This window comes from Nocardioides sp. (assembly GCF_035481145.1).
In the GTDB taxonomy this organism is placed as follows: domain Bacteria; phylum Actinomycetota; class Actinomycetes; order Propionibacteriales; family Nocardioidaceae; genus Nocardioides.
This window is the reverse complement of sequence record NZ_DATIHB010000024.1, coordinates 1-18,806: the sequence shown is the minus strand read 5'-3', so window position 1 is coordinate 18,806 and position 18,806 is coordinate 1. Positions and strand designations below refer to the sequence as shown.

General features: G+C 69.3%; 19 protein-coding genes. 13 read left to right on the top strand and 6 right to left on the bottom strand.

The window, feature by feature from the left end:
- Positions 1-10: 10 nt before the first annotated feature.
- The 3 genes from VLF38_RS02165 to VLF38_RS02155 all read right to left on the bottom strand — a co-directional run bounded on the left by VLF38_RS02165 (position 11) and on the right by VLF38_RS02155 (position 2,587).
- A complete protein-coding gene (locus VLF38_RS02165) occupies positions 11-595 on the bottom strand; it encodes a hypothetical protein (RefSeq protein ID WP_325269679.1) in 585 nt (194 codons plus the stop codon).
- Between the two features lie 127 nt (positions 596-722).
- The gene (locus tag VLF38_RS02160; protein ID WP_325269647.1) at positions 723-974 is read right to left on the bottom strand and encodes an acyl-CoA carboxylase subunit epsilon; all 252 of its coding nucleotides are present in this window, start codon (positions 972-974) and stop codon (positions 723-725) included.
- On the bottom strand, positions 974-2,587 hold the full coding sequence (locus VLF38_RS02155) for an acyl-CoA carboxylase subunit beta (RefSeq protein ID WP_325269646.1): 1,614 nt from the start codon (positions 2,585-2,587) through the stop codon (positions 974-976). The genes VLF38_RS02160 and VLF38_RS02155 overlap by 1 nt, the downstream gene beginning before the upstream one ends.
- A gap of 44 nt (positions 2,588-2,631) precedes the next feature.
- Between VLF38_RS02155 and VLF38_RS02150 the strand changes: the two genes are divergently transcribed.
- From VLF38_RS02150 to purE, 4 genes are all read left to right on the top strand, one after another.
- Entirely contained in the window at positions 2,632-3,417 is a 786-nt protein-coding gene (locus tag VLF38_RS02150) for a biotin--[acetyl-CoA-carboxylase] ligase (protein WP_325269645.1), read from the top strand.
- On the top strand, positions 3,414-3,956 hold the full coding sequence (locus VLF38_RS02145) for a PH domain-containing protein (RefSeq protein WP_325269644.1): 543 nt from the start codon (positions 3,414-3,416) through the stop codon (positions 3,954-3,956). Before VLF38_RS02150 ends, VLF38_RS02145 begins: the two co-directional genes overlap by 4 nt.
- Positions 3,957-4,066: 110 nt before the next feature.
- Positions 4,067-5,254, top strand: a complete 1,188-nt coding sequence (locus VLF38_RS02140) for a 5-(carboxyamino)imidazole ribonucleotide synthase (protein WP_325269643.1) — start codon at positions 4,067-4,069, stop codon at positions 5,252-5,254.
- Between the two features lie 44 nt (positions 5,255-5,298).
- Positions 5,299-5,790, top strand: a complete 492-nt coding sequence (gene purE, locus VLF38_RS02135; protein WP_325269678.1) for a 5-(carboxyamino)imidazole ribonucleotide mutase — start codon at positions 5,299-5,301, stop codon at positions 5,788-5,790.
- Positions 5,791-5,808: 18 nt separating this feature from the next.
- Here purE and VLF38_RS02130 read toward each other — a convergent pair whose 3' ends face one another.
- Positions 5,809-6,492, bottom strand: a complete 684-nt coding sequence (locus tag VLF38_RS02130) for a TetR/AcrR family transcriptional regulator (protein ID WP_325269642.1) — start codon at positions 6,490-6,492, stop codon at positions 5,809-5,811.
- Positions 6,493-6,605: 113 nt separating this feature from the next.
- Between VLF38_RS02130 and VLF38_RS02125 the strand changes: the two genes are divergently transcribed.
- Entirely contained in the window at positions 6,606-7,775 is a 1,170-nt protein-coding gene (locus tag VLF38_RS02125) for an acyl-CoA dehydrogenase family protein (RefSeq protein WP_325269641.1), read from the top strand.
- On the opposite strand, the gene VLF38_RS02120 is transcribed toward VLF38_RS02125, so the two are convergent.
- Both VLF38_RS02120 and VLF38_RS02115 read right to left on the bottom strand, forming a co-directional pair.
- Positions 7,700-8,587: a hypothetical protein gene (locus tag VLF38_RS02120; protein WP_325269640.1), complete on the bottom strand. Its 888-nt coding sequence runs from the start codon at positions 8,585-8,587 to the stop codon at positions 7,700-7,702. The genes VLF38_RS02125 and VLF38_RS02120 overlap by 76 nt on opposite strands.
- 141 nt (positions 8,588-8,728) lie before the next feature.
- The gene (locus VLF38_RS02115) at positions 8,729-9,949 is read right to left on the bottom strand and encodes an LCP family protein (protein ID WP_325269639.1); all 1,221 of its coding nucleotides are present in this window, start codon (positions 9,947-9,949) and stop codon (positions 8,729-8,731) included.
- A 26-nt stretch (positions 9,950-9,975) separates the two neighbouring features.
- Here VLF38_RS02115 and VLF38_RS02110 point away from each other — a divergent pair, with 26 nt between their 5' ends.
- The 8 genes from VLF38_RS02110 to VLF38_RS02075 all read left to right on the top strand — a co-directional run bounded on the left by VLF38_RS02110 (position 9,976) and on the right by VLF38_RS02075 (position 18,774).
- Complete coding sequence (locus VLF38_RS02110; RefSeq protein WP_325269638.1) at positions 9,976-10,485, top strand: acyl-CoA thioesterase; 510 nt, start codon at positions 9,976-9,978, stop codon at positions 10,483-10,485.
- Between the two features lie 104 nt (positions 10,486-10,589).
- Complete coding sequence (locus tag VLF38_RS02105) at positions 10,590-12,053, top strand: LCP family protein (RefSeq protein WP_325269637.1); 1,464 nt, start codon at positions 10,590-10,592, stop codon at positions 12,051-12,053.
- A gap of 18 nt (positions 12,054-12,071) precedes the next feature.
- A complete protein-coding gene (locus VLF38_RS02100) occupies positions 12,072-13,004 on the top strand; it encodes a glycosyltransferase family 2 protein (protein ID WP_325269636.1) in 933 nt (310 codons plus the stop codon).
- Positions 13,001-13,930 carry a glycosyltransferase family 2 protein gene (locus tag VLF38_RS02095; protein WP_325269635.1) on the top strand — a complete coding sequence of 310 codons (930 nt, stop codon included), beginning with the start codon at positions 13,001-13,003 and terminating at the stop codon, positions 13,928-13,930. Before VLF38_RS02100 ends, VLF38_RS02095 begins: the two co-directional genes overlap by 4 nt.
- Before the next feature lie 48 nt (positions 13,931-13,978).
- Positions 13,979-15,166, top strand: a complete 1,188-nt coding sequence (gene glf, locus VLF38_RS02090; RefSeq protein ID WP_325269634.1) for a UDP-galactopyranose mutase — start codon at positions 13,979-13,981, stop codon at positions 15,164-15,166.
- Positions 15,163-17,136 carry a glycosyltransferase gene (locus VLF38_RS02085; RefSeq protein ID WP_325269633.1) on the top strand — a complete coding sequence of 658 codons (1,974 nt, stop codon included), beginning with the start codon at positions 15,163-15,165 and terminating at the stop codon, positions 17,134-17,136. Before glf ends, VLF38_RS02085 begins: the two co-directional genes overlap by 4 nt.
- Positions 17,133-18,008 (top strand): ABC transporter permease, encoded by an 876-nt coding sequence (locus tag VLF38_RS02080; RefSeq protein WP_325269632.1) that lies wholly within the window; start codon positions 17,133-17,135, stop codon positions 18,006-18,008. Before VLF38_RS02085 ends, VLF38_RS02080 begins: the two co-directional genes overlap by 4 nt.
- Before the next feature lies 1 nt (position 18,009).
- Positions 18,010-18,774 (top strand): ABC transporter ATP-binding protein, encoded by a 765-nt coding sequence (locus tag VLF38_RS02075; RefSeq protein ID WP_325269631.1) that lies wholly within the window; start codon positions 18,010-18,012, stop codon positions 18,772-18,774.
- Positions 18,775-18,806 lie beyond the last annotated feature (32 nt).

Genomic DNA, 18,806 nt, shown 5'->3' with positions numbered 1-18,806 from the left:
CGTACGTGAGTTACTGGCCGTCTAGCGAGCGCAGGTGGCGCAGCACGGCACGGCCGCGGGGCGAGAGTCGGTAGCCCGGGCGGAGGCTCTCGGTCAGGCCGAGCTCCTTGAGGCGCCGGATGTCGGCCTTGAAGGGCAGCTTCTCGCGCCCGATGCTGGCCGCGATCTCCTCGGCCAGGGTCGAGGGCCGAGCCTCGATCAGCTCCAGGTGCTGGCGGGTCCACGGACCCCGCTTGCTCCGCGCGTCCATGCCGGCGAGCGTCGCCACCATGTCGTCGCGCTGCTTCGGAGTGAGCCGGGCCTTCTCGCGCAGCGCCACCCGGTCGTCCGCACCGGCGTAGGAGAGGCGGATCCGGTAGACGTCACCCTCCTTGCGCCCGAGGACCGCTCGGATCCGCTCCAGTGGCTGCCCTGCGCGACGGGCGTCGTCCTCGGTGATCGCGTCGAGGTCCACGACGTCCACGGCCTCGAAGCGCACCACGCCGTACGCCGTGCGCTGGGTGCCGCCGGGGACGTGCATGCGGCGGGTCCAGCGCCGGAAGGCCAGGTCGAGCTCACCGGCCACGATGCCGTCGAGGAGCCAGCGCGGGATCATCACGCGTTGAGGCTAGTCGCCGACTCGGCGCGGACCCACGGCCAGGAACGTCGAAGCGGCGCGGACTCGCAGGATTCCTGCAAGTCCGCGCCGCCTCGATGTCGATCGGGTGCAGCTGAGCGCCGCTTCAGCGAGGGAGGGCCGAGGCCTTCCAGCCGCCGAGGCCGTGCGGGAGCGTACAACGCACGCGTCGCGCCGGCGAGGCCCAGTCGGAGGGGCGCTTCTTCACCGGAGCTGCGTCGCCGGAGCCCATGGCCGCGAAGACCGCGGTGATCACCGCGATCTCCTCGGGGGTGGCGTGGGGGGAGACCACGCGGAGGAGCGGCTTCTGCTCCTCCACGACGGTCTCCGCCGTCTCGTTCTCCGTCGAGGCCGCCATCAGAGCGGGATGTTCCCGTGCTTCTTCGGCAGCTGCTCGACGCGCTTGCCCTTGAGCAGACGCAGCGCCTTGACGATCTCGGCGCGGGTCTCGTGGGGGCGGATGACGCCGTCGATGTAGCCACGCTCGGCCGCGATGTACGGGTTGGCCAGGGTGGTCTCGTACTCGTCGATGAGCTCGGCGCGCTTGGCCTCGACGGCGTCGGTGCCGGCACCCGAGGCAGCTAGGTCGGAGAGCGTGCGGCGGTGGATGATGTTCGCCGCCCCCTGCGCGCCCATGACCGCGATCTGGGCGGTGGGCCACGCGAGGTTGATGTCGCCACCGAGGTGCTTGGAGCCCATGACGTCGTACGCGCCGCCGTACGCCTTGCGGGTGATGATCGTGACGAGCGGGACCGTCGCCTCGCAGTAGGCGTAGAGGAGCTTCGCGCCACGGCGGATGATGCCGGTGTGCTCCTGGTCGGTGCCCGGGAGGAAGCCGGGGACGTCGACCAGGGTGACGACCGGGATGTTGAACGCGTCGCAGGTGCGGACGAAGCGCGCGGCCTTCTCGGAGGCGTCGATGTCCAGCGTGCCGGCGAACTGCATCGGCTGGTTGGCGACGATGCCGACCGGGGAGCCCTCGACGCGGCCGAAGCCGATGATGAGGTTCGGGGCGAAGAGCTCCTGGACCTCGAGGAACTCCTGGTCGTCGAGGATCGTCTCGATGACCTCGTGCATGTCGTACGGCTGGTTCGCGCCGTCGGGGATGATCGTGTCGAGCTTGAGGTCCAGCTCGTTGGGCTCGAGGTCGGCCGGGGCGTCGTAGACCGGGAGCTCGTCGAGGTTGTTCTGTGGCAGGTGGTCCAGCAGGCCCTTGACGTACTCGATGGCGTCCTCCTCGTCGACCGCCATGTGGTGCGCGGAGCCGGACTTGGAGTTGTGCGCACGCGCACCACCGAGGTCCTCCATCGAGATGTCCTCGCCGGTGACGGTCTTGATGACGTCGGGGCCGGTGATGAACATCGCGGAGGTCTGGTCGACCATGACGACGAAGTCGGTCAGGGCCGGCGAGTAGACGTGGCCGCCGGCGCAGTTGCCCATGATCAGGGAGATCTGCGGGATGACACCCGAGGCGCGGGTGTTGCGCTTGAAGATCTCGCCATAGAGGCCGAGGGAGACGACACCCTCCTGGATGCGGGCACCCGCACCCTCGTTGATGCCGACGATCGGGGAGCCGGTCTTGATCGCGAGGTCCATGACCTTGACGATCTTCTCGCCGTAGACCTCGCCCAGGGAGCCACCGAAGACGGTGAAGTCCTGCGAGAAGGCGCAGACCTGGCGGCCGTTGACCGTGCCGTAGCCGGTGACGACGCCGTCGCCGTAGGGACGGGTCTTCTCCAGCCCGAACGCCGTCGAACGGTGACGGGCGAACTCGTCGAGCTCGACGAAGGAGCCCTCGTCGAAGAGGAGCTCGAGGCGCTCGCGGGCGGTCTTGCGACCCTTCGCGTGCTGCTTCTCCTGCGCCTTGGCGGCGGGCGCGTGAACGGCCTCGTTCTCGCGACGCTCGAGGTCGGCGAGCTTGCCGGCGGTGGTGTGAAGGTCGATCTCGGGAGTCGACTCGAGTGCGCTCATGGGGGTCTGGCCTCCTGTTGGTGTGCTGCGCCAATGTAGTGCCCATGACGCTTCCGCTGGAGTCCCGACCGCCACTTGATCCCCGTCGACTTCCTCACACTGTCGAGATCGTCGACGAGGCCGGATCGACCAACGCGCTGGTCGCGGCGCGCGCCCGCGAGGGCGCCGAGGCCGGTCTGGTCATCGTCGCCGAGCACCAGACCTCCGGTCGCGGACGCCTCGACCGGACGTGGGAGGTGCCGCCCCGGGCCGCCCTCACCTTCTCCGTCCTGGTCCGTCCCGAGGTCGAGCCGGCGAGCTGGCCCTGGCTGCCCCTCCTCACCGGGTACGCCGTGCACGCCGCGCTCGACGACCGCGCCGACGGCATCGGCCTGAAGTGGCCGAACGACATCGTCGTCGACGACCCGCGGGGCCCGCGCAAGCTGGCCGGCATCCTCGTGGAGCGCGTCGACACGCCCACCGGCCCTGCCGCTGTGCTCGGCATCGGCATCAACGTGCACCAGGCCTCCTCGGAGCTGCCGATCGAGGCCGCAACCTCGCTCGAGCAGCTCGTCGAAGGTGTCCCGGACCGCACCGAGGTGCTCGCCATGGTGTTGGCCAGCCTCGACTCGCTCTTCCCGCTCATCCAGGACACCGACGCCCTGCGCCGGGCCTACGCCGGGGAGTGCGTGACGATCGGCAAGGCGGTGCGTGTCGACGTACCAGCTGGGGAGCCGCTCACGGGAACGGCCGTCGACATCGACGCGGGCGGCCGCCTCGTCGTCGACACCGGCACGGGCGAGGTCCCCGTGGGGGCCGGCGACGTGATCCACGTGCGGCCCGCGGAGTGAGCACGTTTCCCGCGCGCCTGCTGAACGACGGCGAGCAGGTCGTCGTCTCGACCCGTACGCACGCGAAGGCCCTGGTGCTGCCGGTGCTGGGTCTGCTCGTGGCGCTGGTCCTGGTGGCGTGGTCCTTCACGCCGGGCATCGCGGAGCCGCCGAAGGTGCCGGACGGCGACAACGACCTGGGCATCTTCCATGCCGCGCTGCGCTGGGGTGCACGGCTGCTCGCACTCCTGGTCCTTGCGATGGCCCTTCCCCCGTTCGTGCGGTGGCTGACCACGACGTACACCTTCACCACGCGGCGCTTCATCAAGCGCTCGGGCCTCATCGCCAAGGAGGGGCGCACGATCCCGCTCAACCGGATCAGCGGCGTCGACTTCGAGATGGGCGTCATCGACCGGCTCTTCGGCTGCGGCACGCTCGTGGTCAGCGATGCCAGCACGGGTGGCCGCGTCGAGCTGGCCGACATCCCGCGGGTCGAGGAGGTCCAGCTGCAGGTCGCGGCCGAGCTGCACCGACTGAGCGGGGACGACGACGGAGCCTGACCCCGGGTTGGTGCGTCCACATGCCCATGGATGGCACCAGGGCACACCAACCCGCGGACCTCGCGGGCTCGAAGCGGGACACGCAGGCCTCCACCGATAGGGTGACGCCCGTGTCCGACAGTGCTTCCCATGATTTTGGGCGACCGACCCTCGCGATCATCGGCGGCGGCCAACTCGCCCGGATGATGGCGGCGCCCGCTCTCAACCTGGGGCTCCCGCTCCGCCTCCTCGCCGAGGCGGAGGGCGTGAGTGCCGCGCAGGTCATCCCCGACCAGCAGGTCGGCGACTACCGCGACCTCGACACGCTCCTCCAGGTCACCGAGGGCTGCGCTGTCGTGACCTTCGATCACGAGCACGTGCCCACCGAGCACCTCCACGCCCTCGAGGCCGCTGGCCACTCGCCGCGCCCCGGGCCGGAAGCGCTCGTCTACGCCCAGGACAAGGGCGAGATGCGGACGAAGCTCGCGGAGCTGGGTGTCCCGTGCCCGCGCAACGCGATCGTCACCTCGGTCGACGAGGTCGCCGCCTTCGGCTTCCCCTGCGTGCTCAAGACCACCCGCGGTGGGTACGACGGCAAGGGCGTCTGGGTGGTCCGCTCGGCCGACGACTGCGCCGAGCCGTTCGCCACCGCCGAGCAGGCCGGCGTACGCATCCTGGCCGAGGAGCTCGTCGACTTCCGTCGCGAGCTCTCCGCGCTGATCGCGCGTTCGCCCAGCGGCCAGGCCGCGGCGTACCCCGTCGTCCAGACGACGCAGCGTGACGGCATCTGCCACGAGGTGATCGCCCCCGCACCGGACCTGAGTGCCGAGCTCGCGACCCAGGCACAGGAGGCCGCGCTGCGCGTCGCCAAGGAGCTCGGGGTCACCGGCATCATGGCGATGGAGCTCTTCGAGACCAACGACGGCCGCATCCTCGTCAACGAGCTCGCGATGCGTCCCCACAACACCGGTCACTGGAGCCAGGACGGCGCGGTCACCAGCCAGTTCGAGAACCACCTTCGCGCGGTGATGGACCTCCCGCTCGGCTCACCCGAGCCTCGTCAGCCGTGGACCGTGATGGTCAACATCCTCGGCAGCGACCCCGAGGCCGGCCATCTGTACGACGGCTACCCGCACGCGTTCGCGCGCGATCCCAGGCTCCGCGTCCACCTCTACGGCAAGGAGATCCGTCCTGGCCGCAAGGTGGGACACGTCAACACCTACGGCGACGACCTCGAGGACTGCCTGGAGCGGGCGCGGCACGCCGCCGCCTGGTTCGACGGCAGCCTGGGGAATGAATCAGCCGACGAGAGCGAGTGAGAGAAATGACCGTGACTCAGAGCAACCCCCTGGTCGGCATCGTCATGGGCTCCGACTCGGACTGGCCGACGATGCAGGCGGCCGCCGACGTACTGACGGAGTTCGGTGTCGCGTGGGAGGCCGACGTCGTCTCCGCGCACCGGATGCCGGTCGAGATGGTGGAGTACGGCAAGGCCGCGGCGGGCCGCGGGTTGAAGGCGATCATCGCCGGCGCCGGGGGAGCAGCCCACCTGCCCGGCATGCTCGCCTCGCTGACGCCGCTGCCCGTGATCGGTGTGCCCGTGCCGCTGAAGTACCTCGACGGCATGGACTCGCTCCTCTCGATCGTGCAGATGCCGGCCGGCATCCCGGTCGCCACCGTCGCCATCGGCAACGCCAAGAACGCCGGCATCCTTGCCGCGCGCATCCTCGGCACCTCCGACGCGGCGCTGCAGGAGAGGCTCGAGGCGTACGCCGCGGACCTGTCCGAGCAGGCGCACGCCAAGGGCAAGGTCGTCCGTGACCACGCTGCCGGGAAGCCCCGCCTCGGCTTCTGACCCCTCCTGAGCGACGCCTCAGGCGAACTTCGAGACCACGCCGGTCTCGTCGACCGCGATGCCGTGCTCGGCGAGTCCGCTCTGGACGATGAGCCCGACCTGGCGCGAGAGCCGGTCGACGAGCGCGTCGCGCTCCTCGTCCTGGTGGCGGACCCACCAGACGATGCTCGTGTCGACCATGCCCTTGAGGCCGGAGAAGAGCGCGTCGAGCGGAACGCCGGCGGTGCCCACGGTGCCGACGGCCGCCAGGTGGGCCTCGGCAGCCTCGACGATCTTGCCGAGGAAGTGGCTGCGTCCGGCACGGCCCCGCTGCAGGTCGCGCGCCTGGTTGCGGCCCATCAGGAAGAGGAAGAGGCCGGGGTTCTCAGACGCCCACTCCACGGCCTGCTTGACCGGTTCGCGGATCCAGTCGACGGCGTCGCCGTTGGCCTCCAGCGCCGGCAGGACGCGGTCCTTCAGCGACCCCGCGGCGTACCGGGCGACCTCCTGGAGCAGCTCCTCCTTGCTGGAGAAGTGCCGGTAGACGTGCGGGCGTGCGACGCCGGCCAGCTCGGCGATCTGGCTCGTGGCTGCGTCGGGACCGTTCTCTTCGATCGCCACTGCCGCTGCCTGGATGATCCGGTCACGCACCGGGGCACGGTGCCCCTGGCGGCTGCTCGCACGCCGGGCCGCGGTGGTGTCCTCCCACTTCTGCGCCGTCATGAGAGGAGAACCTACACCGGGGACACGGTGTACCACTTACCTCGGTTTCGTGCGATGATCCTGCCGTCGGGGTACACCGTGTACCCATCCCTAGTTGTGTGAAGGACGGACCCATGGCTCGCCCCGTGTCCCGCTGGATGGACGAGGACCTCAAGGACTTCCGCGACCTCGCGCGCACCTTCTGCGAGAAGGAGATCAAGCCGAACGTCGAGAACTACATCGCCAACAAGCAGGTCGACCGCGACCTGTGGAGCAAGGCCGGAGCGCTCGGCCTGCTGTGCACCTCCATCAAGGAGGAGAACGGCGGCGGTGGCGGCACGTTCGCGCACGAGGCGATCCTGATCGAGGAGCAGGCGTACGCCGGTGACTCCTCGTGGGGCGCTTCCCTCCACTCCGGCATCGTGGCCCACTACATCGAGGCCTACGGCTCGGACGCGATCAAGGCGGAGTGGCTGCCGAAGCTCGCCTCCGGCGAGGCCGTCGCTGCGATCGCCATGACCGAGCCGGGCACCGGCTCGGACCTGCAGAACGTGAAGACGAAGGCGCTCAAGGATGGCGACGACTACGTCATCAACGGCTCGAAGACCTTCATCACCAACGGCGCCCAGGCGGACGTCGTCGTGGTGGTCGCGAAGACGAACCCGGAGGAGGCCGCTGCCGGCATCTCCCTGATCGTCGTCCCGACGTCCACCCCGGGCTTCGGCCGCGGTCGGGTCCTCGACAAGATCGGCATGAAGGGCCAGGACACCTCGGAGCTCTTCTTCGAGGACTGCCGCGTGCCGCAGGGCAACCTGCTCGGCGCCGAGGAGGGCCAGGGCTTCATCCAGCTGATGATGCAGCTGCCGCAGGAGCGCCTGATCGTCGCCACGTCGAACGTCGCGGCCATGGAGGCCCTGCTCGACCTCACGCTCGAGTACACCGAGAACCGCCAGGCCTTCGGCAAGGCGATCGGCAAGTTCCAGAACACCAAGTTCAAGCTCGCCGAGATCGCCACCGAGGCGCGCGTCGCGCGTGCCTTCCTCGACGAGTGCATCGAGCGCCACATCAAGGGCGAGCTCGACATCGAGTCGGCCGCGATGGTCAAGCTCTGGTGCTCGGAGCGCGCACAGAAGGTCGCAGACATGTGCCTCCAGTTGCACGGCGGCTACGGCTACATGAACGAGTACCCCGTCGCCCGCGCCTGGGCCGACCTGCGCATCTCGCAGATCTACGCGGGCACCTCCGAGATCATGAAGGAGATCATCTCCCGCTTCCTGAAGTCGGGCGACGTCATCCCGCGCTGATCCCGAGGGCGGGCGACCGCCGTGCTCTGGATAGCCGCCCGATACGCCGTGACGCACGGCGTGTCGGGCGGTTTCGCATTCTCAGGCGGGCCGTGATGTGCCCACGAGTCCGCCTCGATCACGATGCCCAGCAGCGGGTTGGCCAGGTCAGGGTGCAGGGTCAGGCCAGCGGCCCTGACCTCCCACTGAGCGACAACCTCGATCCCGACCTCGATGCAGTGTGCGCGCAGTTCGGACTCGAAGGGGTTGGCGGCTCGACCGTCTGCGTGCGTGAGCACCCTGCGCACGCGTTCGCGGTCGCCGCGGGGGACAGTGGTGGCGGCCGCGAGCATCTCGTCGTACGTCACTACACCGTCGCGCAGGGCGCTGTCCGCCACCGTCAGGGCCGCAGCGAACGTCAGGTCACGGGCGCAGTCGAGAACGGTGCGTAAGGGCGAGGTCCGCATCCCGTCGAGGTCGCGGACGGGCACCCGGCGTACGACGACGTCCGCGGTCGCGTCGGCCTCATCGGACGGCGCAACGCGCGGGTCGATCGTGATGATCGGGCGCTCAGGAAGCTCGAGCACTTCCCAGCCGTGAGCGCGCGCCGCAGAGGTGTGAGAGACGATCCCGCCGATCGCGAGAGCAACTGCCTGTGCCGCGTGGTCAGGCGGCAGGGAAACGAGGTCGCGGCCGGGGACCCGGACGATCGTGCCGTGCGCGAGGGCAGTGCGCAGCCGGCGCCGTGAGCTGATCGGGATGACCGCGGACCGCGACGCGACCCCGCCGAGCAGGCGTAGTGCCTCGGGTGCGGGCAGGGGCTCCTTCTTCATGATGTCAGCCTCGTCAGGCCCGGGCTGAGGGGCGACCGCTCATCCACAGGCCGGCCTTCACCCGGCCCGGGTCAACACGCTGGAGGTGTCGGTGTGTCGGCCCGAATTTCGGCGCAAGGCGGCCGCCTGGCTCAGGTGTAGTCAGCGGGGGAGGCCGGACTCCGTGCAGAGCGCCTTGCCCACCTCGTCGGTGCGGTCCTCGCGGATCAGCCGGAACATGCGCTTCGAGCGCTCGGCGTCCCAGTGCACGGCGAGGTCGGAGATCGGGACGCCGCAACTCAGGTCGGGGCTGGTCATCGCCAGCGCGAAGCGGCCGAGCGCCCAGGGGCCGGTGCCCTCGGAGACGGTGAGCGTCGAGGCGCCGGCGTTGGTGAGCCTCCAGTAGCGGACCGGGTTCAGCACCGACCACGGAGAGACGGCCTTCTTGCCGACGGCGTTGACCACCTCGCGCTGGTGGCGCGCGCGGTCGAGGTCGCCGAGCTGCTGTGCGTGGCGGGAACGGGCGTAGGCGAGGGCGGTCAGGCCGTCGACCTCCTGGCACCCCTTCTTGATGTGGAGGCGGGCGTCGCGGTCGTCCATGCGCTTGTCGGGACAGATCTCGATGCCGCCAACGGCATCGACCACGTCGACGAAGCCGCCGAAGCCGATCTGGATCACGTCGTCGATGCGGACCCCGGTGTTCTGCTCGATCGTCTGCACGAGCAGCTTCGGCCCGCCGTACGCATAGGCGGCGTTGATCTTGGTGGTGCCGTGGCCGGGGACGGCGACGATCGAGTCGCGCGGGATGGACATCAGCAGGTCGGGGCCGGCGCCGATGTGGAGCAGCATGATGCTGTCGGTGCGCGCGGTCGAACGGGCGCCGGCACGGATCGCCCGCTTCTGCGCCTCGGTGAGGCCGTCGGCCTTGTCCGACCCCAGCACGAGGTACGTCGTGCCCGGCTGCTCGGCGGGCCGGTCGCCGCTGGGGAAGGACGCGACCTCCTCGACCTTCTGCATCGCCAGCAGGGGAGTGATGACCAGGAACGCGATCCACGCCAGCAGCACGACCATGATGCGGCGCTTCCACGAGCCCCGCTTCCGGGGTCCCCGGGCCGGCTCGGGGCGGGCCGGGGGAGCGGTCGGGCGTCGCGGCGGCGCCGGCGGCTCGTAGGCGCCGGGCCGCTCGGGCGCGGGGCGCTGGGGCCGCTGCGGACGGCTCCGCTCGGGTGGCAGGACGACCGGCATGACCCGGGTCTCGTCGGACTGCGGGATCGGGCGCTTCTGTCCGCCGCCGACGTCAGTGGCGCGGGTCTCGTCGGGGTCGCCGTAGAGCCAGCGATACTCCGGCGTGCCCGGCTTGGGAGGTTCGCGCCGCTCTGCCATGGCCCCAGACGCTACCGTGCGGTGCCATGAGCGAGCTTCAGCTGGGGACCCTGCCTGCGTCGTACTCCCGCGTGGCGCTGGCCATGGTGATGGAGCGCACCCGGGCCAACCTCCACGGCAACGTCCACGGTGGCGAGATCATGAAGCTCGTCGACTCGACGGCGGGTGCTGTCGCCCAGCGCCACAGTGGTGGGCTCGCGGTGACGGCTGCGATGGACGAGATGGCCTTCCTGCGCCCCGTCCACGTCGGCGACATCCTGCGCACCTACTCGCAGGTGAACTGGGCGGGATCGTCGTCGATGGAGATCGGGGTCCGCGTCGAGGCGGAGCCCTGGGACGCCCCGAACGCCTCGGTGCACGTCGCCTCGGCGTACCTCGTCTTCGTCGCCGTTGACGCCAACGGACACGCGCGCAGGATCCCGGGCTTCCAGCCGGAGAACCCGGACGAGGTACGCCGCCAGCGCGAGGCCGAGATCCGGCGTGCGCACCGGCTCGCCGGGAAGGCCGAGATCCTCAAGGCGCGCGACGGCTCCTGAGGCGGATCGACTGTCCGGTGCTGCCCGGCGCGCCGCGTCGGGAGTGACAGGTGTGACTGGTGATACTGGGCGACAACTTCCCCCGCCGATGAGAAAGGCGTCCGATGCCGCCCGTCCTTCCCCCCGGGTCGCACCTGAGCAGTCGTGAGCACGAGCGCGCGGCGCGGATCCGCTTCCGCCGCGCGATCACCCTCATGGTGATGACCCTGGTGCTCCCCGGCTCGGCACAGCTGGTCGCGGGCAACCGCAAGGTCGGCCGGATCGCCCTCCGCGTCGTCATTCTCCTGGCTGGCTTCGGACTCCTCGTCGGCCTGATCACGCTCGCATGGAGCGGGTTCGTCTTCCTGTTCATCCAGCCCTGGGTGCTCGGGCTGCTCCGCCTCGGCCTGATCGCCGGCGCCATCGGCTGGTTCCTCCTGCTCGTCGACGCCTGGCGCCTCGGCCAGCCGCTCACCCTGATCAAGAACCACCGCCTGGCGATGACCGGTCTGAACGCCGTCCTCACCTTCGCGGTGGCGGGCTCCCTCCTCTTCGGCGCCCATCTCGTCGGTGCCAGCCGGGTCGCCCTGCTCGCTGCGTCGGGCCACGGTGGCGACGGCAGTGCCAACGACGGCCGCTACAACGTCCTCCTGCTCGGTGGCGACTCCGGCGCCGGCCGCTGGGGCCTGCGCCCCGACTCGCTCCAGGTCGCCAGCGTCGACGCCGAGACCGGCCGCACGGTCCTCATCGGCCTGCCGCGCAACATGGCGAACTTCGACTTCGCGCCCGGGTCGGTCATGGACGAGCAGTTCCCCGACGGGTTCGACTGCGAGGGCTGCTACCTCAACGGCGTCGCCACCTGGGCCGGCGACCACAAGACCCTCTTCCCCGAGGACTCCCAGGACGTCGGTGTCGACGCGACCGTGATGGCGGTCGAGGGCATCACCGGCCTGAAGATCAACTACTGGGCGATGGTCAACCTCCAGGGGTTCAAGGACGTGGTCAACGCCGTCGGCGGCGTCAAGCTCCACGTCCGCGAGCCGATCCCGGTCGGCATCCCCGGCGACAGCTTCTACACCCACCTCAAGCCCGGCTACCGCAAGCTCAACGGCTTCGAGGCGCTCTGGTACGCCCGTGCCCGGCACGACTCCGACGACTACTCCCGCATGGCCCGGCAGAAGTGCGTCGTCAACGCGCTCGCGCAGCAGGTCAGCCCCACCACGATCGTGCGCAAGTTCGGTGCGATCAGCAAGGCCACCAGCGGCATGATCGAGACCAACGTCCCCGCCGGCGACTTCGGCAAGCTCGTGCCGTTGGCGATGAAGGCGCGGTCGCAGCGGATCTCGACGCTCTCGCTCGTCCCGCCGCTGGTGCGCGACACGGCGAACCCCGACATGGACTTCATCCACGACAAGGTCGAGCGCGCGATCGACAAGGCGGAGGGCAAGGCGGGCAAGCCGCGCGGCAAGGCCGTCCTGCCGTCGGCCTCGAAGGCACCCAACGGTGAGACCCAGCGCGGCGGCTCCATCGGCACGCGCGAGGCGGGCTACGCCGCCAACGAGAGCACCGACCTCTCGTCGGCCTGCTGACGCCCTAGGGTGTACGCCGTGACGCCGACGCCCGCCGCCCCCCGCATCGTGGCGGTCGTCGTCACCTTCAACCGCGTGGGGCTCCTGCAGCGGCTCATCCCGAGGCTGCGGGAGATCGCCGGACTCGACCGGATCATCGTGGTCGACAACGCCTCCACGGACGGTACGCCGGCCTGGCTCGCCGCCGCCGAGAAGGAGCCCGGCACCCCGGTGCACGCGCACCTGCTGACCAGCAACACCGGGGGAGCGGGCGGGTTCCACGACGGGCTCGCGGCCGCGATCGAGGGCACGGACGCCGACCTGGTCTGGCTGATGGACGACGACGGCCTGCCCGACGTCGACTGCCTGCGCACCCTCCTCCAACACGGCGACCTCGACTTCTGGGGTCCCGTCGTCGTCGACGAGGACGACCCCGAGCGGCTGGTCTTCCCGATCCGCCTTCCCGGCGGCACCTCGGTCGTGCACGATCGGGCCGCCGTCTCCCGCGCGGCGCGCGACGGTCGGCTCGACGACATCGTGATCCCCTTCAACGGGATCCTCGTGACCCGAGCGCTGGTCGAGAAGATCGGCTACCCCCGCGCGGAGTTCTTCATCTGGGGCGACGACCACGAGTACCGCCTCCGTGCCGAGAAGGCAGGTGCGCGGATCGCCACGGTCACGGACGCTGCTGTGCGCCACCCCTCGGTGGGCCAGCTCGGCACGCCGATGCTCTTCGGGCGCACCACCTACAACCACACCCCGAGCGACCTGAAGCACTACTGCATGGCCCGCAACAACGTGGTCAACCTGCGCGACTACCGCGGCTGGCTCTTCGTGCTCGCCTTCGTCCTCAAGACGGTCTGGTTCTATGCGTTCACGCGGCCGAGCGCGAGGCGGCTGAGGCTGAGCGCGCAGGGCATCGCCGCCGGGGTGCGCAACGACTTCACGGGCCACCGGCGGTTCCTCGCGTGAGCGGCGTGCACGAGAGCGTCGCGGTCGTCGTCGTCACCTACAACCGCTCGGCGATGCTCACCGGGATGCTCGACGGCCTCGCCGCGCAGACCCGGCCCGCCGACGCGATCTTCGTCATCGACAACGCGAGCACCGACGACACCCGGGCCGTCCTCGACGCGCGCACCGACCTGCCGATGACGGTCACCACCACGGGCGCGAACCTCGGCGGTGCAGGTGGCTTCCATCTCGGCATGCTGCAGGCGTACGACGCGGGCCACGACCGGATCCTGCTCATGGACGACGACGTGGTGCCCGCGCCCGACTTCCTCGAGGTGATGGTCGCCCACCGCGGCCCCTGCCAGATGGCCGTCCGCGAGGACCTGCAGGGGCGGCTCGTCGAGAAGTCCGCCGTCCGCTTCGACCTGGACAACCCGCTCGCCATCAAGCCGAAGACGGCGAGCGTCGACTCGACGTACGCCACCCGCGCGGAGATGCCGGCGGAGGTCGAGGTCGAGAACGTCGCGTTCGAGGGCTTCATGGTCCGCCGCGACGTGATCGCCGCGATCGGCCTGCCCGACCCGTCGTTCTTCATCTTCTACGACGACGTCGACTTCGCGGTGCGTGCGCGGAAGGCCGGCTTCCCGATCGTCTGCGTGCGCGACGCGGTGCTGGTGCGTCAGCTGGACTTCAACCAGCAGCACGCGCTCGACACCTGGAAGGGGTTCTACATGTACCGGAACCTCTTCGTCGTCCACTTCCGCTACGGCGGCAACGTCCTGGTCCGGCTCAAGCCGTGGCTGATCGTGTTGATGGTCGTCCTGCTCAGCCCGCTCCGCGGCGGCCGGGGCGAGGCGGCCAACGTGATCAAGGCCATCCGCTCCGCAGGCGAGATGCGTCACCTCGACCCCGCGTCGTCCCCGTCCGCCCTGCCTCCGCCTCGCTAGACTCACGCCCGATCGGCGTGCGCCTGCGCCGCGAACCCCAGGAGAATCGTGACCCAGCCTGATCTCGTCGTTGTCGGCGCCGGCTTCTTCGGCCTGACCCTCGCGGAGCGCTGCGCCGCCGAGCTCGACCTCAAGGTGCTCATCCTCGAGCGCCGCTCCCACCTGGGTGGCAACGCCTACTCGGAGTTCGACGAGGAGACCGGCATCGAGGTGCACAAGTACGGCACGCACCTCTTCCACACCTCCAACGAGCGGGTCTGGGAGTACGTCAACCGTTTCACCTCGTTCACCAACTACCAGCACAAGGTCTTCGGCAAGTACAAGGGGCAGGTCTACTCCTTGCCGATGAACCTCGCCCTGATCAACAGCTTCTTCGGCAAGAGCCACACCCCGGACGAGGCGCGGGCGCTCATCGCGGAGCAGGCCTCCGAGATCAACACCGAGGACGCGAAGAACCTCGAGGAGAAGGCGATCTCGCTGATCGGCCGCCCGCTCTACGAGGCGTTCATCAAGGGCTACACCGCGAAGCAGTGGCAGACCGACCCGACCGAGCTGGACGCTGCGATCATCACGCGCCTCCCGGTCCGCTACAACTTCGACAACCGCTACTTCAACGACACCTACGAGGGTCTCCCGACCGACGGCTACACCGCCTGGCTGACCCGCATGGCCGACCACCCCAACATCGAGGTCCGGCTGAACGTCGACTTCCTCGACCCCGAGGTCAACGCGGAGTTCAAGGGCAAGGTCCCGGTCGTCTACACCGGCCCGGTCGACGAGTACTTCGGCAACTCCGAGGGCCGCCTCTCGTGGCGCACCGTCGACCTCGAGCAGGAGATCATCGACGTCGACGACTACCAGGGCACCGGCGTGGTCAACGCCAACGACCCGGAGGTCCCCTTCACGCGCGAGCTCGAGTTCAAGCACCTCCACCCCGAGCGCGCCTCGTCGTACACCAAGGGCAAGACGCTGGTCGTGCGCGAGTACAGCCGCTTCGCGGAGGAGGGCGACGAGCCCTACTACCCGATCAACACCGCCGAGGACCGCGAGAAGCTGCTGAAGTACCGCGACCTGGCCAACAAGGAGCCGATGGTGCTCTTCGGTGGCCGCCTCGGCACCTACAAGTACCTCGACATGCACATGGCGATCGCCTCAGCCCTGTCGATGTACGACAACAAGATCAAGCCCCACTTCGCCGATGGCGCGGAGCTGAAGTCGGGCGGTGTCGACGCATGAGCCGTCGGATGCTGATGCGGCAGATCCTGCCGCTCGACCGTGACCTCGAGGTCATGCCGCTCTACGTCGACCTCGAGGACGCGCGCCTCGACGAGGACAAGTACGTCGTCGGCGGCAACGATGCGGCGAAGGCCCTCAATGCGGCGCAGATCCGTCAGGCGACCGGCACCGGACGCCGGGTCGCCGTCGACCAGCTCCTGGACCGGACCACGTTCAAGGTGCTCGCCGGGCAGAGCGTCTCCTTCGGATCGGTCTTCAACGGGTTCCCCGCGTCGTACTGGCGTCGCTACACGATCGTCGACCAGGTCCGCCTCGAGGTGACCCTCGCCGGCCGTGGTGGCCACGTGGTCGTCAACAAGTCGCTGGCCAACGGCAACAGCCAGCGCATCGACGACGCGGTCGTCACCGGCGACGAGGCCGAGACCTTCACCTTCGACCTCCCGCTCAACTCCTTCGTCGACGGCGGCTGGCTCTGGTACGACGTCATCGCGGGCGTCGAGCCCGTCACCGTCTCGGCGCAGTGGACGGCCGAGGTGCCCGAGGAGCGTGCGGGGCACGGCACGGTCGACATGGCGATCACCACGATGAACCGCCCCGACTGGTGCGCCCGCCTCCTGCAGCAGCTGGGTGACGCGGACCTGAAGGAGTACCTCGACACGGTCTTCGTCATGGAGCAGGGCACCAAGCTGGTCGTCGACGACGCCGAGTACCCCGCGGCGCAGGCGGCGCTGGGCGACAAGCTCCGGATCATCCAGCAGGGCAACCTGGGCGGCTCGGGCGGCTACGCCCGTGGCCAGCTGGAGTCGGTCCGCAAGGGCACGGCGACGTACGCGCTGATGATGGACGACGACGTCGTCTGCGAGCCCGAGGGCATCATCCGCCAGGTGACCTTCGGCGACCTCTGCCGTCGGCCCACGATCGTCGGCGGCATGATGTTCAACATCTACTCCCGCTCGCGGCTGCACAGCTTTGGCGAGATCGTCCAGCCGTGGCGCTTCCTCTGGATGACGCCCCCGGACGCTTACCAGCACTGGGACTTCTCGACCCGCAACATCCGCTCGGCGCGCTGGCTGCACAAGCGCTGGGACGTCGACTTCAACGGCTGGTACTCCTGCCTGATCCCGCGCGCGGTGATCGCCGACATCGGCCTCTCGCTCCCGGTCTTCATCAAGTGGGACGACTCCGAGTACGGCCTGCGCGCCCGCGCCGCCGGGTACCCCACGGTGACGCTGCCCGGTGCAGCCGTCTGGCACGTCCCGTGGACCGACAAGAACGACGCGCTGGACTGGCAGTCGTACTTCCACCACCGCAACCGGATCATCGCGGCGCTGCTCCACTCGCCGTTCAAGCGGGGCGGTCGCCTTCTCCGGGAGAGCCTCAACAACCAGATCGCGCACATCGTGGCGATGCAGTACTCCACTGCAGAGCTGCGGCTGCAGGCGATGGAGGACGTGCTCCGGGGTCCGGGCCACCTGCACGAGATGCTGCCGACGCGTCTGGCCGAGATCAACGCGTTGCGCAAGGAGTTCCCCGACGCCGTCCTCGTCCCGGACCGTGACGCGCTGCCGCCGGTCCGCCGGGCCAAGGCCAACAAGGGCAAGAGCATCTCCGAGGTCCCCAGCCGCAAGTCGCAGCTCCTGGCCGCGGCGAAGGCACCCCTCCGACAGCTCCGTCCGCCGCGGGAGCTCGCGCGCGAGTTCCCCGAGGTCGAGGTGCCGGCGCTGGACGCGAAGTGGTACCAGCTGGCGAAGTTCGACTCCGCGGTTGTCTCGATGAACGACGGCACGTCAGCGGCCCTCTACCGCCGCGACCCCGAGCTCTTCCGCGAGCAGATGAAGCGCACGGTGCAGCTGCACGACCGGTTCTATCGCGAGTGGCCGGCGCTCGCCCAGGCCTACCGCGAGCAGCTCCACGAGTTCACGTCCCAGGAGGCATGGGCGCGCACGTTCGGCATCGAGGAGAGCCCGTGACGGCCGACTATGCGAGCCTGCCGCTGGTGGACCCGGCGGGGGAGTCCGGCCTCCTGGCTGTCGGTCGCAAGCAGTATCTCCTGCGACTGCTCGTACGTCGGGAGCTCACGGCGCGCTACTCGGGCTCGTTCCTGGGCCTGCTGTGGAGCTACTTCAACCCGCTGACGCAGCTCTTCATCTACTGGTTCGTCATGGGCAAGATCATGGGGATGGCCGGCAAGACCGAGCAGTTCGCCATCCACGTGTTCGTTGGCCTGATCGCCGTGCACTTCTTCACCGAGACCTTCAACGCCGGCACGCGCTCGATCATGCGCAACAAGGCGTTCGTGAAGAAGATGGCGCTCCCTCTGGAGATGTTCCCGGTCTCCACGGTGCTCGTCTCGCTGCTCAACGCCGGGCCGGCGCTCCTTCTGCTCGTGGTCATCTGCCTCTTCAACGGATGGCAGCCGGACCTGGTGGGCGTGGCGGCGTTCGCGCTCGCGACCCTGATCATGGTGACCGTCGGCACCGGTGTCGCGCTCATGCTGAGCGTGGCCAACGTGCTCTGGCGAGACACCGGCCAGCTGGTCGGGATCCTGACCAACTTCATCCGCTTCTCGGTGCCGATGATGTACCCCTTCACCCGGGTCACCGGCTCGATCCCGGACTACCTCGAGTACTACCTGGCGAACCCGATCGCCGATGTCGTCCTGCTCCTCCAGCGGGCCTTCTGGGTCGGCACGACGAGTGACCCCGGACGGATCAGCGAGAGCCATTTCCCCGACAACCTGATGACGCACGGCCTGATCGCACTGGCCGCAGGCGTGGTGCTGCTGGTCATCGGCCAGGTCGTCTTCAGCCGCCTCGAGCGCCGCGTCCCGGAGCGTGTGTGACATGACGACAGCGATCCAGATCGATCACGTCTCCAAGAAGTTCACCCTCAACTACCACCGCACCATGAAGCAGATGGCGGTGGCCTCGGCCAAGGGACAGAAGGTCCGCGACACCTTCCTGGCCCTCGACGACGTGAGCTTCGAGGTGAAGCAGGGCGAGTCGATCGGCCTCATGGGCCTCAACGGCTCGGGCAAGAGCACCCTGCTCAAGCTGGTGCAGGGCGTGATGCGACCCGACAGCGGGTCGATCCGCACCCGCGGCCGCATCGCTGGCCTGATCGCCACGGGTGCCGGCTTCCACCCGCAGCTCTCCGGCCGCGAGAACATCTTCCTCAACGCGGCCGTCTTCGGGATGAGCGAGGCCGAGACGAAGCGGAAGCTTGACGCGATCATCGACTTCGCCGACATCGGTCGCCAGATCGACACCGAGGTCGGCTTCTACAGCTCCGGCATGAATGCCCGCCTCGGCTTCGCGATCGCGATCCACGTGGAGTCCGACATCTTCCTGGCCGACGAGGTGCTGGCGGTGGGCGACAAGCCGTTCCGCCAGAAGTGCATGGCCAAGATCAAGGAGGTCCGCGAGGAGGGCCGCACGCTCTTCTACGTGAGCCACTCCGTGGGCTCGGTCCGCCGCGTCTGCGATCGCGTCGTCGTCCTGGAGAAGGGCCGACTCGGCTTCGACGGCGGCGTCGAGGAGGGCATCAAGTACGTCCAGTACGACGGTGACGACGGCTCGACCGACGATGAGCTGGGCGCCGACATCTGATCGACTCCCTGAGGCTCCCCACCGTCCTGGAC

Excerpts from the sequence above, each read along its gene's own strand:
- purE (WP_325269678.1), top strand. The coding sequence starts at position 5,299 with ATGGGCTCCGACTCGGACTGGCCGACGATGCAGGCGGCCGCCGACGTA.
- VLF38_RS02085 (WP_325269633.1), top strand. The coding sequence starts at position 15,163 with ATGAGCCGTCGGATGCTGATGCGGCAGATCCTGCCGCTCGACCGTGAC.
- VLF38_RS02160 (WP_325269647.1), bottom strand. The coding sequence starts at position 974 with ATGGCGGCCTCGACGGAGAACGAGACGGCGGAGACCGTCGTGGAGGAG.
- VLF38_RS02075 (WP_325269631.1), top strand. The coding sequence starts at position 18,010 with ATGACGACAGCGATCCAGATCGATCACGTCTCCAAGAAGTTCACCCTC.
- VLF38_RS02110 (WP_325269638.1), top strand. The coding sequence starts at position 9,976 with ATGAGCGAGCTTCAGCTGGGGACCCTGCCTGCGTCGTACTCCCGCGTG.
- VLF38_RS02125 (WP_325269641.1), top strand. The coding sequence starts at position 6,606 with ATGGCTCGCCCCGTGTCCCGCTGGATGGACGAGGACCTCAAGGACTTC.
- VLF38_RS02105 (WP_325269637.1), top strand. The coding sequence starts at position 10,590 with ATGCCGCCCGTCCTTCCCCCCGGGTCGCACCTGAGCAGTCGTGAGCAC.
- VLF38_RS02120 (WP_325269640.1), bottom strand. The coding sequence starts at position 8,587 with ATGAAGAAGGAGCCCCTGCCCGCACCCGAGGCACTACGCCTGCTCGGC.
- VLF38_RS02150 (WP_325269645.1), top strand. The coding sequence starts at position 2,632 with ATGACGCTTCCGCTGGAGTCCCGACCGCCACTTGATCCCCGTCGACTT.
- VLF38_RS02130 (WP_325269642.1), bottom strand. The coding sequence starts at position 6,492 with ATGACGGCGCAGAAGTGGGAGGACACCACCGCGGCCCGGCGTGCGAGC.
- VLF38_RS02155 (WP_325269646.1), bottom strand. The coding sequence starts at position 2,587 with ATGAGCGCACTCGAGTCGACTCCCGAGATCGACCTTCACACCACCGCC.
- VLF38_RS02165 (WP_325269679.1), bottom strand. The coding sequence starts at position 595 with ATGATCCCGCGCTGGCTCCTCGACGGCATCGTGGCCGGTGAGCTCGAC.
- VLF38_RS02115 (WP_325269639.1), bottom strand. The coding sequence starts at position 9,949 with ATGGCAGAGCGGCGCGAACCTCCCAAGCCGGGCACGCCGGAGTATCGC.